Annotated in this window: 15 protein-coding genes; 5 read left to right on the forward strand and 10 right to left on the reverse strand. The window is 74.5% G+C overall.

The genetic code is table 11. The features are described from left to right. Nucleotides 1-117: 117 nt before the first annotated feature. The 4 genes from BM064_RS01920 to BM064_RS01935 are packed head-to-tail and all read left to right on the forward strand — an operon-like array spanning nt 118 to nt 3,992. Entirely contained in the window at nt 118-1,194 is a 1,077-nt protein-coding gene (locus BM064_RS01920) for a hemin-degrading factor (RefSeq protein ID WP_218160919.1), read from the forward strand. Next, nucleotides 1,191-2,090, forward strand: coding sequence for a heme/hemin ABC transporter substrate-binding protein (locus BM064_RS01925; protein ID WP_092857266.1), 900 nt, complete (start codon nt 1,191-1,193; stop codon nt 2,088-2,090). The genes BM064_RS01920 and BM064_RS01925 overlap by 4 nt, the downstream gene beginning before the upstream one ends. Next, nucleotides 2,087-3,196, forward strand: a complete 1,110-nt coding sequence (locus BM064_RS01930) for a FecCD family ABC transporter permease (protein ID WP_092857268.1) — start codon at nt 2,087-2,089, stop codon at nt 3,194-3,196. The genes BM064_RS01925 and BM064_RS01930 overlap by 4 nt, the downstream gene beginning before the upstream one ends. Beyond that, complete coding sequence (locus BM064_RS01935) at nt 3,189-3,992, forward strand: heme ABC transporter ATP-binding protein (protein ID WP_143103237.1); 804 nt, start codon at nt 3,189-3,191, stop codon at nt 3,990-3,992. Before BM064_RS01930 ends, BM064_RS01935 begins: the two co-directional genes overlap by 8 nt. An 85-nt stretch (nt 3,993-4,077) precedes the next feature. On the opposite strand, the gene BM064_RS01940 is transcribed toward BM064_RS01935, so the two are convergent. Both BM064_RS01940 and BM064_RS01945 read right to left on the reverse strand, forming a co-directional pair. Next, a complete protein-coding gene (locus BM064_RS01940; protein WP_092857270.1) occupies nt 4,078-5,007 on the reverse strand; it encodes a ribokinase in 930 nt (309 codons plus the stop codon). Next, complete coding sequence (locus tag BM064_RS01945; protein WP_092857272.1) at nt 5,004-5,714, reverse strand: phosphoribosyltransferase; 711 nt, start codon at nt 5,712-5,714, stop codon at nt 5,004-5,006. Before BM064_RS01945 ends, BM064_RS01940 begins: the two co-directional genes overlap by 4 nt. 45 nt (nt 5,715-5,759) lie before the next feature. Here BM064_RS01945 and BM064_RS01950 point away from each other — a divergent pair, with 45 nt between their 5' ends. Then, nucleotides 5,760-7,019 carry an amidohydrolase gene (locus BM064_RS01950; protein ID WP_092857274.1) on the forward strand — a complete coding sequence of 420 codons (1,260 nt, stop codon included), beginning with the start codon at nt 5,760-5,762 and terminating at the stop codon, nt 7,017-7,019. Between the two features lie 207 nt (nt 7,020-7,226). On the opposite strand, the gene BM064_RS01955 is transcribed toward BM064_RS01950, so the two are convergent. The 8 genes from BM064_RS01955 to BM064_RS01990 all read right to left on the reverse strand — a co-directional run bounded on the left by BM064_RS01955 (nt 7,227) and on the right by BM064_RS01990 (nt 16,758). After that, entirely contained in the window at nt 7,227-8,984 is a 1,758-nt protein-coding gene (locus BM064_RS01955) for an adenine deaminase (RefSeq protein WP_092857276.1), read from the reverse strand. After that, nucleotides 8,981-9,889 (reverse strand): nucleoside hydrolase, encoded by a 909-nt coding sequence (locus tag BM064_RS01960; RefSeq protein ID WP_092857278.1) that lies wholly within the window; start codon nt 9,887-9,889, stop codon nt 8,981-8,983. The genes BM064_RS01955 and BM064_RS01960 overlap by 4 nt, the downstream gene beginning before the upstream one ends. Beyond that, nucleotides 9,889-10,851, reverse strand: coding sequence for an ABC transporter ATP-binding protein (locus BM064_RS01965; RefSeq protein ID WP_092857280.1), 963 nt, complete (start codon nt 10,849-10,851; stop codon nt 9,889-9,891). The genes BM064_RS01960 and BM064_RS01965 overlap by 1 nt, the downstream gene beginning before the upstream one ends. Next, nucleotides 10,844-11,623: an ABC transporter permease gene (locus tag BM064_RS01970; RefSeq protein WP_092857282.1), complete on the reverse strand. Its 780-nt coding sequence runs from the start codon at nt 11,621-11,623 to the stop codon at nt 10,844-10,846. The genes BM064_RS01965 and BM064_RS01970 overlap by 8 nt, the downstream gene beginning before the upstream one ends. Beyond that, on the reverse strand, nt 11,620-12,459 hold the full coding sequence (locus BM064_RS01975; RefSeq protein ID WP_092857284.1) for an ABC transporter permease: 840 nt from the start codon (nt 12,457-12,459) through the stop codon (nt 11,620-11,622). Before BM064_RS01975 ends, BM064_RS01970 begins: the two co-directional genes overlap by 4 nt. Before the next feature lie 127 nt (nt 12,460-12,586). Further along, the gene (locus tag BM064_RS01980) at nt 12,587-13,612 is read right to left on the reverse strand and encodes an ABC transporter substrate-binding protein (RefSeq protein ID WP_092857286.1); all 1,026 of its coding nucleotides are present in this window, start codon (nt 13,610-13,612) and stop codon (nt 12,587-12,589) included. A gap of 14 nt (nt 13,613-13,626) precedes the next feature. After that, a complete protein-coding gene (locus BM064_RS01985; protein WP_218160920.1) occupies nt 13,627-14,595 on the reverse strand; it encodes a LacI family DNA-binding transcriptional regulator in 969 nt (322 codons plus the stop codon). Between the two features lie 321 nt (nt 14,596-14,916). After that, on the reverse strand, nt 14,917-16,758 hold the full coding sequence (locus BM064_RS01990) for a glycosyltransferase family 2 protein (protein ID WP_177236113.1): 1,842 nt from the start codon (nt 16,756-16,758) through the stop codon (nt 14,917-14,919). Nucleotides 16,759-16,880: the final 122 nt, after the last annotated feature.

The raw sequence follows: 16,880 nt of genomic DNA on the forward strand, positions 1-16,880 counted from the left end.
CGCGGGCGGAAACGGTGAATTCCTGAAATCACCGTGCGACCCCAGCCTCCGCCAGGTCCCCGCGCTTCTCCCTCACCGCTGGACTGGACGCGCCCTCCGCGGCGCGCGGAGGCTGCCTTGACCGACCTGGCCGCGACGCCGCTCGACTTCGCCGCGATTCTCGCCGCGATCCCCCCTGCATCCGACGCGGCGCCGCCGCCCCGCGCGCGCGATCTCGCCGACAGGCTGGGCGTGCCCGAGGCCGCGCTGTCGGAGGCGCGGCGCGCCACCGGCGAGACCCGGCGCCTGGCGCGCGGCGATCACAAGGGCGCCTTCCGCGACCTGCTGATCGGCGTGGGCGGGGTGGGCGAGGTGATGGCGCTGACCCGCTCCGACCATTGCGTGCACGAGAAGCACGGGGAATATCTCGCCCCCGAGATCGAGGGCCCCGTCGGCCTGTTCCTGGGCGAGATCGACCTGCGCCTGTTCCTGTTCAACTGGAAATACGCCTACGCGGTGAACGAGGTCACCCGATCCGGCCCGCGCCGCTCGCTCCAGTTCTTCGACGCCGCCGGCGAGGCGATGCACAAGATCTACGAGACGCAGGCGACCGATTCCGCGGCCTTCACCGCCCTGATCGAGGCCCACGCCGAGGACGACGCCCCCGCGGCCGAGTTCGCCCCGATCCCGCCCGCCAAGGCGCCGCGCCCGGACGCCGAGATCGACGTCGCCGCGCTCCGCGCCGACTGGGCCGCGATGAAGGACACGCACGAGTTCTTCGGCATGCTGCGCGCCCACGACGTGGCCCGCGAGCAGGCGATGCGCCTGGTGGGCGCCGACTGGGCGCGTCCCGTGCCGCTCGACGCCTGCCGCCATGTGTTCGAGCGCGCCTCCCAGACCGGCCAGCCGATCATGGTCTTCGCCTTCAACCGCGGCTGCGTGCAGATCCACACCGGCCCGGTGTCGACGATCAAGGTGATGGGCCCGTGGCTGAACGTGCTCGACCCCCGCTTCAACCTGCACCTGCGCGAGGACCGCATCGCCTCGGCCTGGATCGTGCGCAAGCCCGGCGACACCGGCGACGTGACCTCGCTGGAGCTGTTCGACAGGGACGGGTTCTGCTTCGTGCAGCTCTTCGGGGAGCGCAAGCCCGGCAAGCCCGAGCGCGAGGACTGGCGCGCCCTGCTGGCCGAGCTGGAAGGGGAGCCCGCATGAGCTCCGCCGCCCTCTCCCGCCGCGCCCTGCTCGCGCTGGGCGCGGGCGGCGTGCTGGCGCTGGGCCGGCCCGCCTTCGCGCAAGGCCCCGAGCGCCTGGTCGTCGCCGGCGGCGACCTGACCGAGATCGCCTTCGCGCTGGGCGCGGGGGAGCGGATCGTGGCCGTCGACACCACCTCGATGTTCCCGGCGGAGACCGGCCCGCTGCCGAAGATCGGCTACCTGCGCCAGCTCACGCCCGAGGGCATCCTGGCGCTGGCCCCCGACGCGGTGATCGCCTCGGCCGACGCGGGCCCCCCGCCGACGCTGGAGCGGCTCGCGGCCGCCGGCGTGCGGGTGGAGGTCGCGCCGGAGGGCAAGGACACCTCCGTGATCCCCGCCAAGATCGCCTTCATGGGCCGCGCGCTGGACCGCGAGGCCGAGGCCGAGGCGCTGGCCGAGGCCTTCCGCGCGCAGATGGGGGCCCTGCAGGCGGCGCTGGCGGGCGTCGAGACCCGCCCCGCCGTCATGGTGCTGCTCGCCGCCGGACGCGGGGCGCCTCTGGTCGCGGGGACCGGCACCGCGGCGGACGAGATCGTGGGCCTTGCGCGCGGGCTCAACGCGGTGACGGGCTACGAGGGCTACCGGCCGCTGTCGGCCGAGGCCGCCATCGCCGCCGCCCCCGACGTGCTGCTCGTGCCCGACCACGCCATCGGCATGATGGGCGGGCGGGAGGCGCTGCTCGCCCGGCCGGAGATCGCCGCCACCCCTGCCGGCGCGGCCGGCCGGCTGGTGGTGATGGACGGGCTGAAGCTGCTGGGCCTCGGCCTGCGCACGCCGCTCGCCATCGCCGAGCTCGCCCGGGCGCTGCACCCGCAGGCGCGGATCGAGGTCGCCGGGATGGAGACCCCGGGGTGAGCCTCGCCGGCGCCGAGGGCGAGGTCCGCGCCGCCGGCGCCCCCGGCGCCCGAGAGCCCCGGACCCGCAGGCCGGGTCTCCGGGTCGTCACGCGTCCTGCCCTGGCGCTGGCGGCGCTCGCCCTCGCCGCCCTCTGCGCCCTGCTGGCGGAACTGGTCTACGGCCCCGTTCACATCCCGCTCGCGGACATCCTCGCCGCCCTGCGCGGAGAGGCCGACCGGGCGACCGAGGCGATCCTCCTCCAGATCCGCGCGCCGCGCGCGGCGCTGGGCGTCGCGGTCGGCGCCGGGCTGGCGCTGGCGGGGACCGCGCTGCAGGGCGTGCTGCGCAACCCGCTGGCCGATCCGCAGCTGATCGGCGTCTCGGCCGGCGCCTCGGTGGGGGCGGTGGCGGTGATCGTCTTCGGCGGCGGGCTGGTCGCGGCGCTGCCCGCGGGCCTGGGCCTGTGGGCGCTGCCGGCCGCGGCCTTCCTGGGCGCGGCCGCCGTCACCGCCTTCGTCTTCGGCTTCTCGCGGCGGGCGGGCGAGACCTCGGTCGCCACGCTGATCCTCGCAGGCGTCGCGGCCAACGCCATCGCCATGGCGGGCGTCGGCGCGATGGTCTTCTCCGCCGACGACCAGCAGCTGCGCGAGCTGACCTTCTGGACCATGGGCGGCCTCGGCGCCGCCGGCCCCGTGCCCGTCGCCGTCGCCGGCGGCGCCGCGTTGATCGCGGGGGCGGGTCTCATGCGCATGGGCCGCGCGCTCGACCTCCTGCAGCTCGGCGAACGCGCCGCCTTCCATGCCGGCCTCGACGTCGAGCGGGCCAAGTTCGCCGCCGCCGGCTGGTCGGCGCTGGCCGTCGGCGCGGTCACCGCCTTCGCCGGGCCCATCGGCTTCATCGGCCTCTGCGCGCCGCATCTGGCGCGGCTGATGGTGGGCCCGGGCCACCGCGCGGTCCTGCCTGCCGCGGCGCTCGCCGGCGTCGCCCTGACGCTCGCCGCCGACCTCGTCGTGCGCACCGCCGTGCCCCCGGCCGAGCCCCCCATCGGCATCGCCACCTCGCTGATCGGCGGGCCGTTCTTCCTGTGGCTGCTGATGTCGCGCCTGCGGAGGTCCCATGCTTGAGGCCGTCGCCCTGACCGTCCGCCGCGGCGGGCGCGAGACCCTGTCGTCGGTCTCCCTCGCCCTCGCCCCCGGCGAGGTGCTGGCCGTCTGCGGCCCCAACGGCGCGGGCAAGTCCACCCTGCTGGCCGCCCTGGCGGGAGACCTGCGCCCCGCCTGCGGCGAGATCCGGATCGACGGCGCCCCCGCGGCCCGCCTATCCGCCCACGCGATGGCGGTGCGCCGCGCGGTGCTGGAGCAGGCGCCTGCCCTCTCGGCCCCCTTCACCGCGCGCGAGCTGGCGGCGCTGGGCCTCGTCTCCCGCATCCCCACGCCGGCGGAGGCCGCCGCGATGGTCGCCCGGGCGCTGGAGGCGACGGGCCTCGCCCGCCTCGCCGACCGCCCCGCCACGGCGCTGTCGGGCGGCGAGCAGGCCCGCGCCCACTTCGCCCGCGCCCTCGTGCAGATCGCCTGCGGCCGCGCCGAGGATCCCGCCCGCGGCGGCCGCTACCTTCTGCTGGACGAGCCCACCGCCAGCCTCGACCTCGCCCGGCAGGCGGGCGCCATGCAGGCGGCGCGCCGGGCGCGCGACGGCGGCGTGGGCGTGCTGGCGGTGCTGCACGACCTCAACCTCGCCGCCGCCTTCGCCGACCGCGTGGCGCTGCTCGCCGCCGGCCGCCTGGTCGCGGTGGGGACGCCCGCCGAGGTCCTGACCCCCGGCCTTCTCGGCGAGGTCTACGGCCTCCCGATCTCCGTCGGCACGGGCCCCCGCGGCGGCCCCGCCATCGCCCCCGACTTCTCGGCGGCGGCGGCCACCTGAGCCCGCCGTCGACGGGGACGCAGGGCGGGGCGGTCGCGGCCGCGCAGCGGACGCGCCGGGGCGCCCGCGTCCCGGGCGGGACGGCTCACCCCAGCGCCGCGTCCACCTCGGCGCGCATCGGCGCCGAGGCCGCCGCCCCCGGCCGGGTCACCGAGATCCCCGCCGCCGCATTGGCGAAGCGCACCGCCTCGACCGGCGCCCGCCCCTCGGCCAGCGCCGTCGCATAGGCCCCCGCGAAGACGTCGCCCGCGCCGACCGTGTCCACCACCGGCCCGCGCCCCAGCGCCGGCAGCCGATGCTCGCCGGAGGCCTCGCACAGCAGCGCCCCCCGAGACCCCATCGTCAGCACCACCGTCCCGACCCCCATCGCCCGCAGGGCCCGGGCGGCGCGGCGCGCGTCCTCCTCGCTCTCGACCGAGAGGCCGGTCAGCGCCTCCGCCTCCGGCTCGTTGGGCGTCAGGTGATCGCACAGCGCCAGCAGGTCGGCGGGCAGATGCGCCGCGGGGGCCGGGTTCAGGATCGTCGCCACCCCCGCCCCGCGCGCGATCTCCAGCGCCCGCCGCGTGGCCGGCAGGGGGTGTTCGAGCTGGGCGAGGAACACGGCCGATCCCTCGATCTGCGCCGCGAAGCCCTCCACGTCCGCCGGGCACAGCTCCGCCGCCGCGCCGGGGTGCACGGCGATGGCGTTCCGGCCGCTCGCCGTCTCCACCAGGATCAGCGCCGAGCCGGTGGGCTGCGTCTGAGAGACCACCACCAGCGGCTCCACCCCCGCCTCGGCCCAGGTCTCCCGCGCCAACGCGGCGCCGGCGTCCTGCCCCAGGCGCGTGATCAGCCGCGCCTTCGCCCCCAGCCGCGCCGCCGCCACCGCCTGGTTCGAGCCCTTGCCCCCCGGCCCCTCGTAGACCGCGTCGGCGAGCAGCGTCTCGCCCATCCGAGGCTGGCGGGGCGCGAGGCAGGTGACGTCGCGCGCGAAGATGCCCAGCACGCACACGGCGCCGGAACGGGGGTCGGTCATCGGGCGGGCTCCTCGAGCGGGATCGGGTCGGGCGAGGCGGCGGGGGCCCAGCCCTCGCCCTCCCGCGACAGAAGGGGCGTGCGCAGGACGCCGTGGATGCGGGCGGGGGCGGAGGGGAACTCCGCCGCCAGCGGCGCCCGCCAGCGCTCGGTCTGCAGCATGGCGCAGCCGATGGCGACGGGTTCGACGCCGATGCCGTGGAGCAGCCGCAGGCCCGCGGCGATCGAGGCGCCGGACGAGATCACGTCGTCCACCAGCGCCACCCGCCGTCCCTGCAGCAGCGGCAGCATCCGCGGATCGACATAGAGCCGCTTGCTCCCGCCCGGGCTGGTGATCGAGCTCAGCGGCGTCGACAGCGCCTCGTCGTACCAGAATTTGCGCGACGTCCCGAAGGGCGCGTAGCGGGCGTGGCCGAGGCGCTCGGCCACCGCGCGGGCCAGCGGCAGGCCCAGGGTGGGCAGGCCGGCCACGATCTCGGGGGCCGCGGGGCGCAGCAGCCCGGCGAGCGCGTCGGCGAGCGCGGCCTCGACGGCGAAACTGGCCTGGTTGAGGATCAGCGAGGCGATCCCGTTCGCCGTCCCCGCCAGCGGGCGGATCGGCAGGAACAGGACCCTGCCGTCAGGCAGGGAGGCGGGGAAGCGGTCGGTCCAGGGGGGCGGGGCGGCCGGGGGAGGCGCGATCTCCTGCCAGAAGTCGTGAGGCTGCATCGGGGGCCCTTGCGTGGAAGTCGCGTGGGTCTAGCATGCGCGGCCATGAGCCAGCCACTCCCCCCCGCCCCCGCCCCCGACCCGACCCCCGACCCGACCCCTGACGTCGACCCCGCCCACGTGCCGACCCGGGGCCCCGCCTCCGGCGGTCTGCCCGAGGGCGTTCTCGCCGATCTCGTCGCCCTGCGCCGGGACCTGCACGCCCACCCCGAACTCGGCTTCGAGGAGCATCGCACCGCCGCCATCGTGGCCGCGCGCCTGCGGGCCCTGGGCCTGGAGGTGGTCGAGGGGATCGCGGGCACCGGCGTGGTGGGCACGCTGCGGGCCCCGGGCGGGAACCGCGCGGTGGGCCTTCGCGCGGACATGGACGCGCTGGCGATGCCCGAGGCGGTGGGGCCGGAGCTCCGCCCCTGGACCTCGACGGTTCCGGGGAAGATGCACGCCTGCGGGCATGACGGCCACACGGTGATGCTGCTGGGCGCGGCCGAGCGGCTGGCGGCCGATCCGCCGCCCGGCACGGTGCATTTCATCTTCCAGCCGGCCGAGGAGGGCCGCGGGGGCGCGAAGAAGATGGTCGAGGAGGGGCTCTTCGAGCGCTTCCCCTGCGACATGGTCTTCGGGTTGCACAACATGCCGGGGCTGGCGCCGGACGAGATGGCGGTGGTCGCCGGGCCGCAGCTGGCGTCTTCGGATTCGTGGAAGGTCACGCTGCGCGGCGTCGGCACGCATGGGGCGAAGCCGCATCTCGGGCGCGATCCGGTGACGGCGCTGGGGGCGTTCCTGAGCGGGCTGCAGAGCATCGTGGGCCGGGTGGTGGACCCGCTGCAGCCCTCGGTGGTCTCGGCCTGCTCGGTGCAGGCGGGAGATCCGCGGGCGCTGAACGTGATCCCCGACGAGGTGCAGGTGGGCGGCACGGCGCGGGCCTATACGCCCGAGGTGCGCGACCAGCTGGAGGCGGAGATCGGGCGGCTGGCGCACGGGATCGCCGCGGCCTACGGGATCGCGGCGGAGTATGACTTCATCCGGCGGATCCCGCCGGTGGTGAACGATCCGGCGGCGACGGAGGTCGCGGCGGCGGCGGCGGGCGGCGTGACGGGCGCCTTGCGGCGGGCGTTCGCGCCCTCGACCGCGGGGGACGATTTCGCGTTCTTCGGGGCCGAGGCGCCGGGGTGCTACGTGTGGCTCGGGAACGGGCCGGCGCGGGACGGGGCGCTGCACCACAACACCGGCTACGACTTCTGCGACGCGGCCATTCCCACCGGGGTCGCCTGGTGGGCGGAGGTGGCGAGGCGGGCGCTGGCCTGAGGCGGCCCGCCCGGGACGCGGGCGCCCCGGCGCGTCCGCTGCGCGGCCGCGACCGCCCCGCCCTGCGTCCCCTTCGACGGCGGGCGTGCGCCCGCCCCGGGGAGGCGCGGACGTCGGAGGGGCGAAACGGCCGCCGCCGGGCGGCGCCCCGGGCTTGACCCGGGGCCTCTCGCGGTCCGCATCGGGCGCGGCGGCGCCGGGCGGGCGCTAGGCCAGCCCATCCTCCAGGACCGGGGAAGTCAGCAGGCGGCCCGCCTGCGGGTCGGCGATGCCCAGGTCGGTCTGGTGGGGGCCGGCGTTGCACGCCAGCGTCGCGCCGACCAGCGCCTTGAAGACCAGGTAGGGGGGCTGCCAGTCGACCACCGCCTCCATCGCCTCGCGCACCCGCTGGAAGGCCTGCGCGACCTCCGCGAGGGGGGCGTCGGAGACGAGGCCGGCGATGGGGAGGGGGAGTAGGGCCGCGACCTCTCCGTTCCGGACGACGGCCATGCCGCCGCCGGTCTCGGCCAGCGCGTTGGCGGCGGCGGCGAGGTCCGCGGGGTCGTGGCCGAAGACCGTGAGGTTGTGGCTGTCGTGGCTGACGGTCGTGGCGAAGGCGCCGCGCCACTCGCCCCAGTTCCCCAGGAAGCCGATGCGCGGGACCGCCGGGGCGTGGCCGTGGCGGTGGATCACGGCGATGCGGGTCAGCTCAGGGGGCAGGGCGAGGCGGCCGTCGCGGACGGGGACCTCGCGCTCCGCCCATTCGGTGAAGCGGGGGCGGTCGATGACGGCGATGCGGGCTTTGGGGCCGGCCGCCGCGGTCTCGAAGTCGGCGGGAGCGAAGCGGGGAAGGCTCGGGGCGCCGAAGTCGGGGCGCGGGGCGGCGGGGACCGGGAGGCTCGGGGGGCGGCCGTCGCGCAGGACGTGGGCGGGGGCGAAGTCCCGCAGGTCCCGCAACAGCGCCAGGTCCGCGCGGCGGCCGGGGGCGACGAGGCCGAGGTCGCTCCGGCCCAGCCGCTGGGCGGCGTTGAAGGTGGCGGCCTGGAGGGCGCGCAGGGCTGGAAAACCCTCGGCGACCAGGCGGCGGAGGAGGGCGTCGAGGCCGCCCGATTGCAGCAGGTCGTCGGGGAAGACGTCGTCGGTGCAGAGCGTCAGCGTGGGCGGGCAGGCGGGCAGGGCGGCCAGCGCCCGGGCGATCTCGGGGAGGAGATGGGGGTGGGAGCCGCGCAGCTCCACCCACAGGCCGGCGCGCAGTTTCTCGAGGAGGTCGTCGGCGGAGGTCAGCTCGTGGTCCGAGGTCACGCCGGCGGCGGCGTAGGCCTGCAGGGAGGGGCCGGTCAGGCCGCGGGCGTGGCCGCAGACGGGTTTGCTGGAGGCGAGCCCGGCCTGCACGATGCCGCGCATCCGCGGCGCGCGGGAGGTGACGGCGGCCATGTCCATGACCTCGGCCAGGCCGTGGATCCCGGGGCGGGCGAGCAGCAGGCCGATCTCGGCAGGGCCGAAGTCGGCGCCGGCGGTCTCGTAGCCCGGCGCGGAGGGGACGCAGGACGGGGCCAGCGGCAGGATCCGCAGGGGGGAGCGGGCGGCCTCGGCCACGGCCCAGTCGACGCCTTCGAGGCCGGCGACGTTGCCGAACTCGTGCGGGTCCCAGACGACGGTGGTGGTTCCGCGGGGCAGGACGGCCTGCGCGTAGACCGCGGGCGTGACCATCGAGCTTTCGACGTGCATGTGCGCGTCGATCAGGCCGGGGGCGACGATCAGGCCGGCGGCGTCGATCGTGCGCGCGGCGTCGGCGCGGGCGCCGGGGGCGTGGACCGAGGCGATCAGGGGGCCGACGACGCCCACGTCGGCGGGGCGCAGCTCCTGCATCGCGACGTCGGCGACCTGGCCGCCGAGGATCAGCAGGTCGAAGGGCGCGTCGCCGCGGGCGGCGGCGACGGCGCGGTCGCGCAGGGCCGCGTCGTCGAGGTCGTGGGGCTCGCTCATGCGGCCTCCACCAGGGCGGCGAGGCAGAGGGCCTTCACGGCGGGGGCGTCGAGGTCCTCGGCGATCTCGGCGTTGTGGGTGTCGGGGTGGCGGGTCTCGACCACGGTGCGGCCTCGGGTGTGGAGGCCGCCCAGCTCGGCGTCGAGGCGCACGGAGCGGAAGCGGAAGAGGTCGGGACGGAGCACGGCCGCGGCGGCGATGGGGTCGTAGAGGGCCATGGTCGGGCGGCCCCGCTCGAGCGCGATGTCGAGATAGCCGCCGAGAAGGTCCGCCAGCAGTCCCGCGTTGGGGCCGGGGGCGGCGCGCAGGGCGGTCACGTCCTCCTCGGCGATCTGCACGCGGCGGCAGGCGTCGAGGTCGATCATGCGGATCGGGACGCCTCGGGCGATCAGGATCGCCAGCGCCTCCGGGTCGGCGATGGCGTTGTACTCGGCCGAGGCCGTGTGGTTGCCGGAGGTGACGCCGCCGCCCATCCACACGATCCGCTCGATGCGGGGCAGCAGATCGGGGCGGGCCAGCGCCAGCGCCGCGAGGTTGGTCAGGGGGCCCAGCGCGAGGATCGTGGCCTGCTCCTGCGCTTCCAGCCAGGCCGAGAGGGCGGGGAGGGCGGGGGGGAGGGGCGGGGCCTCGACCTCGGGCAGGGTTTTTCCGCGGGAGCGGATGCCGGTCTCGCCCAGGATGCGGGTCGCATGCTCCTGCCCGCCGAGGACGGCGCGGTCGGCGCCCTGCGTCATCGCGAAGGACCAGCCGAAGGCGGACGCCGCGCCGGCGGCGTTCAGGCGGGCGCGGGGCAGGGGGGCGACGCCGAAGCCGAGCGACAGGCCGTCGATCTCGACCCGCCCCTGCAGGAGCAGGATGGCGAAGACGTCGTCCACGCTCATGTCCGTGTCGATCCACACGCCCATCACAGCGTCCCCGGCAGGCGGGCGGCGGTCTCCCGCGGGAGGTCGAAGGCGACCTCGGCGCCCAGCGGCAGGGGGGGCTCGGAGGCCGGCGTCTCGGCCTTCACCACGCCCAGCGGCGTGTCGAGCACGTATTCGCGTGCGGCGCCGGCGAAGGAGACGCCGCGCACGGCGCCGGTGTGGGGGCCGTGGCCCAGCGACACCGCGGCGGGGCGCCAGGCGAGGGCGCCGCCGGTCTCGGGGTCCGGCAGGATCGTCTCGAAGCCCACGAAGTCGGCGACGAAGGCCGAAGCCGGGGCGGTCCAGATCTCCTCGGGGGCGCCCACCTGCTCGATGGCGCCGTCGCGCATCACCACGATGCGGTCGGCCAGCGCCAGGGCCTCGGCCTGGTCGTGGGTGACGAAGACCATGGTGACGCCGGTCTCGCGCTGCACGCGCTGGAGTTCCAGGCGCATCTCCAGGCGCAGGCGGGCGTCGAGGTTCGACAGCGGCTCGTCCAGCAGCAGCACCTTGGGGTTCATCACCAGGGAGCGGGCCAGCGCCACGCGCTGCTGCTGGCCGCCCGACAGCGCCGCAGGCGCCCGGTCGGCGAAGTCCGAGAGGCCGACGGTGGCGAGGCCGGCGCGCACCTTGGCGTCCAGGTCCTTCTCGCGGCGCAGGCGCAGGCCGAAGGCCACGTTCTCGAAGACCGTCAGGTGGGGGAAGAGGGCGTAGGACTGGAACACCAGCCCCACCTCGCGCCGGGAGGGCGCCAGCCGGGTGATGTCGCGGCCATCCAGCCGGATGGTCCCCGACTTCGGCGTCAGCAGCCCCGCGATGGAGCGCATGGTGGTGGTCTTGCCGCAGCCCGAGGGGCCCAGCAGGGCGATCAGCTCCCCTTGCCGGATCGAGAGGTTCAGGCGGTCCACCGCGACCGTGCCGCCATAGGCCAGCGTCAGGTCCTGGAGCGTGAGGAAGTCAGACATACTTGGAGAACCCCAGGAATTTCTCCGCCGCGAAGACGATGGCGACGGACATGAAGGCCAGCAGGGCCGAGAGCGCGGCGACCGACGGGTCGTAGTTGATCTCCATGTAGGCGATCATGTCGACGGGCAGCGTCCGCACGCCGGGACCCGACAGGAACAGCGACACCGGCACCTGGTTGAACGAGGTCACGAAGCCCAGGATGAAGGCCGCCAGCACCCCGCCGCGGATGTTGGGCAGCACCACCTTGCGGAAGGCCCCGAAGCGGGTGCAGCCGAGCAGGACGGCCGCCTCCTCGATGTCGGTGCGAAGGTTCTCGATCGAGGCCGAGACCACCCGCACCGCATAGGGCAGGATCAGCGCGGTATGGGCGAGGAACAGCGCCAGCGTGATCCCGATGCCGGTGGGGATCACCAGATAGCGCAGCAGGCCCAGGCCCACGATGATCCCCGGCACGATGATCGGGGCGGAGACGACCAGCCGCACCGTCTCGGCCCCCGGCACCTTGTAGCGGTTCAGCCCGTAGGCCGCCGGGATCCCGAGGCCCAGCGCCGCCAGCGTGCCGAAGACCGCGAGGAACATCGACATGCCGAACGAGGCCTGGAAGCTCTCGATGGTGAAGACCTTGAGATACCATTGCAGGGAGATCCCCTGCGGCGGGAAGGCGAGGCTGTTGCCGGCCGAAAGCCCCGCCAGGATGATGATCACGAACGGCCCGATCAGGAAGGTCAGGACCAGCGCCAGGACCGCCCAGGCGGCGAGACGGGGGCTCATGACGCGGCCCTCGAGCGGCGGGCGGTGGCCATGCGCTTGAGCAGCAGGTTCGCGGAAAAGCTCATCACGATCAGGATCATGGCGATGACCGAGGCCGAGACGAAGTCGTTCGCCACCGTCACGCGCTGGTAGAGCAGGGTTTCGAGCATCAGCACCTTCGAGCCGCCCAGGATGGCCGGCGTGATGTAGGCGGTCAGCGAGCCGGTGAAGACCAGCGTGCCGCCGATCACCAGCCCCTCGCGCGTCAGCGGCAGGATCACCTTGAGGAACACCTGCGCCCAGTTGGCGCCCAGCACGCGGGCGGCGGGGATCGCGTCGCGGGGCATGTTCTCCATCGCCGAGACCAGCGCGATGACCATCAGCGGCAGGAACAGCTGCAGGAGGCCGATGAACACCGCGGTTTCGGTGAACAGGATGCGCAGGGGGGAATCCACGATCCCGAGCGAGACCAGAGCCTCGTTCACGAAACCCGTTCTGCCCAGGATCACCAGCCAGGCGTAGGTGCGCGCCACCGGCGAGATCATCAGCGGCAGGATCACCAGGCCGAAGACGCGGCCGCGGGCGGTCTTCGGCAGGGTCACGATGGAATAGGCGGCGGCGTAGCCGATTACGGCCGCGACGGCGGTGACCTCGGCCGCCAGCTTCAGCGAACGCAGGAACACGGTCTGGTTGCGGCCCGAGGAGAAGAACTCCCAATAGCCCATCAGGGTCCAGCCGCCCTCTGCTGTGCGGAAGGCCTCCGACAGCAGGATGCCCACGGGCAGCAGGAACAGGGCCGCGGCGAAGACCGCCGCGGGCAGGGTCAGGGCCAGGCCTTCGGCTCGGCTGGAGAACATCGGGGGCCTTTCGAGAGGTCGGGGGAGCGGCGCATTGAAATGCGCCCTACGAAGCCCGTAGGGCGCATCTCGATGCGCCATCCCCGGGCAGGTCCGGGCGCCCCCTGCCAGGGGCGCCCGAAGGCGCTTACTGCGCCACCTTGGCGTTCCACTGCTCCAGCCAGCTCTCGCGGTTGTCGAGCATCACCGCCGGCGGGATCAGGTCGAGCGACTTCACCGTCTCGGCCCCGTAGGTCAGGTTCTCGGCCACCTCGTCCGAGACCTGGACCTCGGCGTTGGCGGGGCTGTCGACCAGCGCCTCGGCCAGCGCCTGCTGGATGGGGGTCGAGAGCCAGAAGTCCATGAACTGCAGCGCCAGCTCCTGGTTCGCCGAGCCCTTGGTCAGCACCATCACGTTCAGGCCGCCGGTCTGGCCCTCCTTCGGGGTGGCCCAGGCCATCGGCAGGCCGTTGTCCTTGAAGCTCGCCCAGGCGAAGCGGCCCACGGGCGCGGCCCAGATCTCCTCCTGCTGCATCAGCTGCGCGAGCTGGGAGGAGCGGACGTAGAAGGTCACGATCTCGTCCTTGTGGCCGGCCACCGCCTCGATCGGCGCGGTCAGCGAGGGGTCCTGGTCGCCCATCGCCTTGCCGATCATGTGCAGCGCCGGCGGGCCCTGGTTGGTGGTCACGTCGGGCAGGGCGACGTTGCCGGCGAGCTCGGGGCCCAGCAGGTCGGCCCAGCTCTCCACCGTCACCTTGTCGGAGCGGTAGACGATCGAGGTCGCGTAGAACGTGTAGCCCACCGCCAGGTTGTCCCCCAGCGGGTCCTTGGCGACGTCGTAGAGCTTGTCGTAGTTCGAGAGCTGATCCACCGGAACCGGCGCGATCAGGTCCTTGCGCGCCAGCGCCAGCGCGTCGTGGGCGGACAGCACCGCCATGTCGATCACCGGAGCGGCGGCGTTGGCCTCGATCTTCGACATACGCTCGACCGAGTTGCCGGTCTCCACGACCAGCTCGCAGCCGCAGATCTCCTCGAACGGGTCGTAGACGATGGTTTTGAACTCGTCCTGGGCGAAGGAATAGACCGAGATGGTCAGGGTCTTGTCCTGCGCCTGGGCCTGGCCTGCGAGGACCAGCGCCGAGGCGCCGGCGAGAAGGGCTGCGGTCGTCTTCATCTGTCGTCTCCCTGTCAGAGATTGCCTGGGGTCGCGGGCGCGGGTCCGGTGGACTCGCGCTCGATCAGCGTCATCGCAACGGCCGCCTCCGGCGGCGCGGCCCGGCCCGCGATCCGGGCCGAGAGGGCGGCGAGCGCCCCCCGCGCCACGGCGTCGACGTCCTGGGCCATGGTGGTCAGCGCGGGCGAGACCGCGGCCGAGAAGGCGAGGTCGTCGAACCCCGCCACGCTGGCCTGCGCCGGCACGGCGAGGCCCGCGCGCTGCAGCGCGGTCAGCACGGTCAGCGCATGCAGGTCGGAGGTGGCGAGGAAGGCGGTCGCGCCCTCGCGCGCCAGCGCCGGGAAGTCCGGGGCGGGCGCATCCTCGAGCCAGATCGTGCGGGCCTGCGCGCCGGCGGCGGCGAGGGCCGCGGCCATGCCCCCGATCCGCTCGCGCTGGACGTTGGAATCGCGGTTGGCGCCGACCAGGACGAGGCTGCGGTGGCCGAGCGCCAGCAGCCGGGCCGCCAGCGCCGCGCCGCCGCCGCGATGGTCGGCGCAGATGGTGTTGCCCGGCGTGGAGGGCGCGTCGATCACGGCCAGCGGCACCTCGAGCTCCAGCACCCGCGTGCCGCGCCGGGGCACCACCACGATCCCGTCCGCGCCGCGGCGCACCAGCCGTTGCAGCGCCGCGGTCTGGGCGCCGACGTCGCCGTGGGAATCGGCGATCAGCACGCCGTAGCCCGCCGCCTCCGCCGCCGCGTCCACCGCCCGCGCATAGCGCGGAAACAGCGGGTTGGAGAGGTCCGCCAGCACCAGCCCGATCACCCCCGTGCGTCCCGTCCGCAGCGCCCGCGCCGGGGGCGAGGGCGCGTAGCCGATCTCCGCCGCCCGCGCGCGGATCCGGCGGGCGAGGTCCGCGGACACCCGCCCCTTGCCCGACAGCGCGTTCGAGACGGTGGCCGACGAGACCCCGAACTCCTCGGCGATGGTCTGGAGGGTCATCTCCCGCATCTCTGCGCGCCTGTCGACCGGATTAAACGTTTAACCAGCGTGCCGAGCCGGGCGCGCTGCGTCAAGCGTCGATTGTGCGATGCAGCGCGTGAATCCGGCGCGCCCGCGCCTGACGCGGCCCGCAGGGGCGCCCGGGCCGCCGGCCCGGCCCGCGGCGCGCGCGGCAGGCGATGTCCTGAGACGGACCGCGCGACGCCCCGCCCCGGGGCCCCCGGGCCCCGGGCGCGCCGCCCGCCCCGCGCCGCGGGCGCGCCCGGGCGGCAGGCGCGCGGGCCGACGCGGCGCCTCCGACGCGGGGCCTGGGCGGACCGCTCAGAGGCCGAGGCGCTTGCGCCAGGCCGCCTCGGTGATCTGGGAGACGTTGTCGATCTTGTAGGCCTTGCGCAGCTCCGGCAGCTTCGCGGCGAGCTGCCGGAACGCCGCCTCGAACCGGCGGCGGTTCTCGAAGAACCGCTTGGGATCGCGCTTCAGCCGGTAGCCGATGCCCGTCTGCGCATCCACCACCAGGCAATTCTCCCGCAGGAACACCTGGTTGGGCCGCGCACGGGTGTCCATGTCGAAGCGCCCGGTCTTCGAGTAGAAGAACGACTTCGGGATCCAGCGGTGCCCGTTGAAGGTCAGCTTGCGCAGGATCTGGAACGGCTTCGAGGTGTGCTTGGCCGGCGCCACGCCGGTGTTGCCGGACCTGCGCCACTTCAGCTTGTGCAGGTTCGCCTCCTCGCCGCCGATCTCCTTGATGCGGGCGCGCTTGGCCGACATCTCGGGATCCTCGTCGAAGAACTCCGGGCCCTTGCACACGTCCTCGATCGCCTCGATCACCGCGGCGGCGGCGCCGTAGTGGTAGCTCTCGTTCCACTGGCGATAGAGGAAGGTCAGCTGGTCCTTCAGCGTCGCCTCGTCGGACGGCAGCCCGTCGTGCGCCAGCATCTGGATCACGTGGTAGCGCGCGTCGAGATAGGCGGTCAGCGGGCTGCGCTTGGAGACGAAGTCGTCCTGGTGCGAGCACACCCCCAGCACCGTGCGGATGTCGAAGTCGTTGGCGAGCGAGAACCACACGTCGTCGCCGCGCACGAAGAAGGGGAAGGCCAGCCGTTTGACGTGGCTCAGCGGGAAGCAGAAGTACCACCACCCCGCATAGCGCCCCTGCACCCCGGTCAGGGGGCGGGCGAGCTCGAGCACGTTCTCGAACCGGCGCAGGTTCAGCCCCTGCAGGATCGGCCGGCACAGCTTGTCGAAGATCGCCGTGTTCTCCCACACCTGCCAGCGCTTGGCGGCGGGCAGCATGGTGCCGGCGACGGCGGTGTTCTTCGCCCGCGCCAGCCGCAGCGTGGCGAGCGTGCGGCGCAGATTCTCGGGGAAGAACTCGGCGTCGTCGTCCATGAACAGGACATGGGTGACATCCGGGTCCTCGCGATGCTCGAGCAGGCCGCGGGTGAAGCCGCCGGCGCCGCCGAGGTTGCGGTTCTTGATCACCCGCGCGCCGGGCGCCGCGTCGGTGTCGCCGCCGTTGTCGACCACGATCAGCGACAGCCGGTCGCCGATGTCGGGGTTGGTCTCCAGGTACCGCGCCAGCCGCTCGGTCGAGGCCTGCACCGCGTCGTTGCGCTTGAAGGTGGTGATCACCGCGCCGATCTTGACGTGCCGCGCGCGGGGCGACTGCACCAGCCAGTCGGTGCGGGTCACGTGCAGACGCGTGCGCGCGTTGAAGCGCAGGTGGATCACGCCGGCGTCGCGGATCGGGGGCAGGGCCAGGTCCAGCGGCCGCCCCGGCTTCAGCCGGATCACGGTCGAGAGCAGCGTCTCGTCGCTGTGCAGCGGCCGGGCCATGTGCACCTTCAGCAGCGCCACGCCCTCGCCCTCGACGCGCAGCATCACCGAATCGCGGGGGCCGATGTCCATGGCCGCCGCGTGGAAGCTGTTGAAATAGCTGTCGAACTTGAGCCGGGCCCCGGGCTTGGCGAAATAGGCCTTGCGCCCGTCGTCATGTCCCGCGCCCCGCACGCCGTGGCAGAACAGGCGGATGCGCGAGTTCACCGTCGGGTCCGGGAATACCAGCCGCTGGGCCAGGATCCAGCCGGCGTCCGACGCGCTGCGCTCGGGCGTCGTGGTCTCCGTCCCGGCGGAAGCCGTCGCGGCTGTGGAGTTCGCTTCCATATGCTCGCCTGTTTCGGGCCCGTAATGGCCGGGGAAAAGGGGGCGGGTGCTCGGGCTCGTCTGGTAGACCGCCCGCCGCGGCCCCGGCAAGCCCCCCCGTCGACCTGCGTCCGCCGCCCCTC

Source organism: Albimonas pacifica (assembly GCF_900113695.1).
Taxonomy (GTDB): Bacteria; Pseudomonadota; Alphaproteobacteria; order Rhodobacterales; family Rhodobacteraceae; genus Albimonas; species Albimonas pacifica.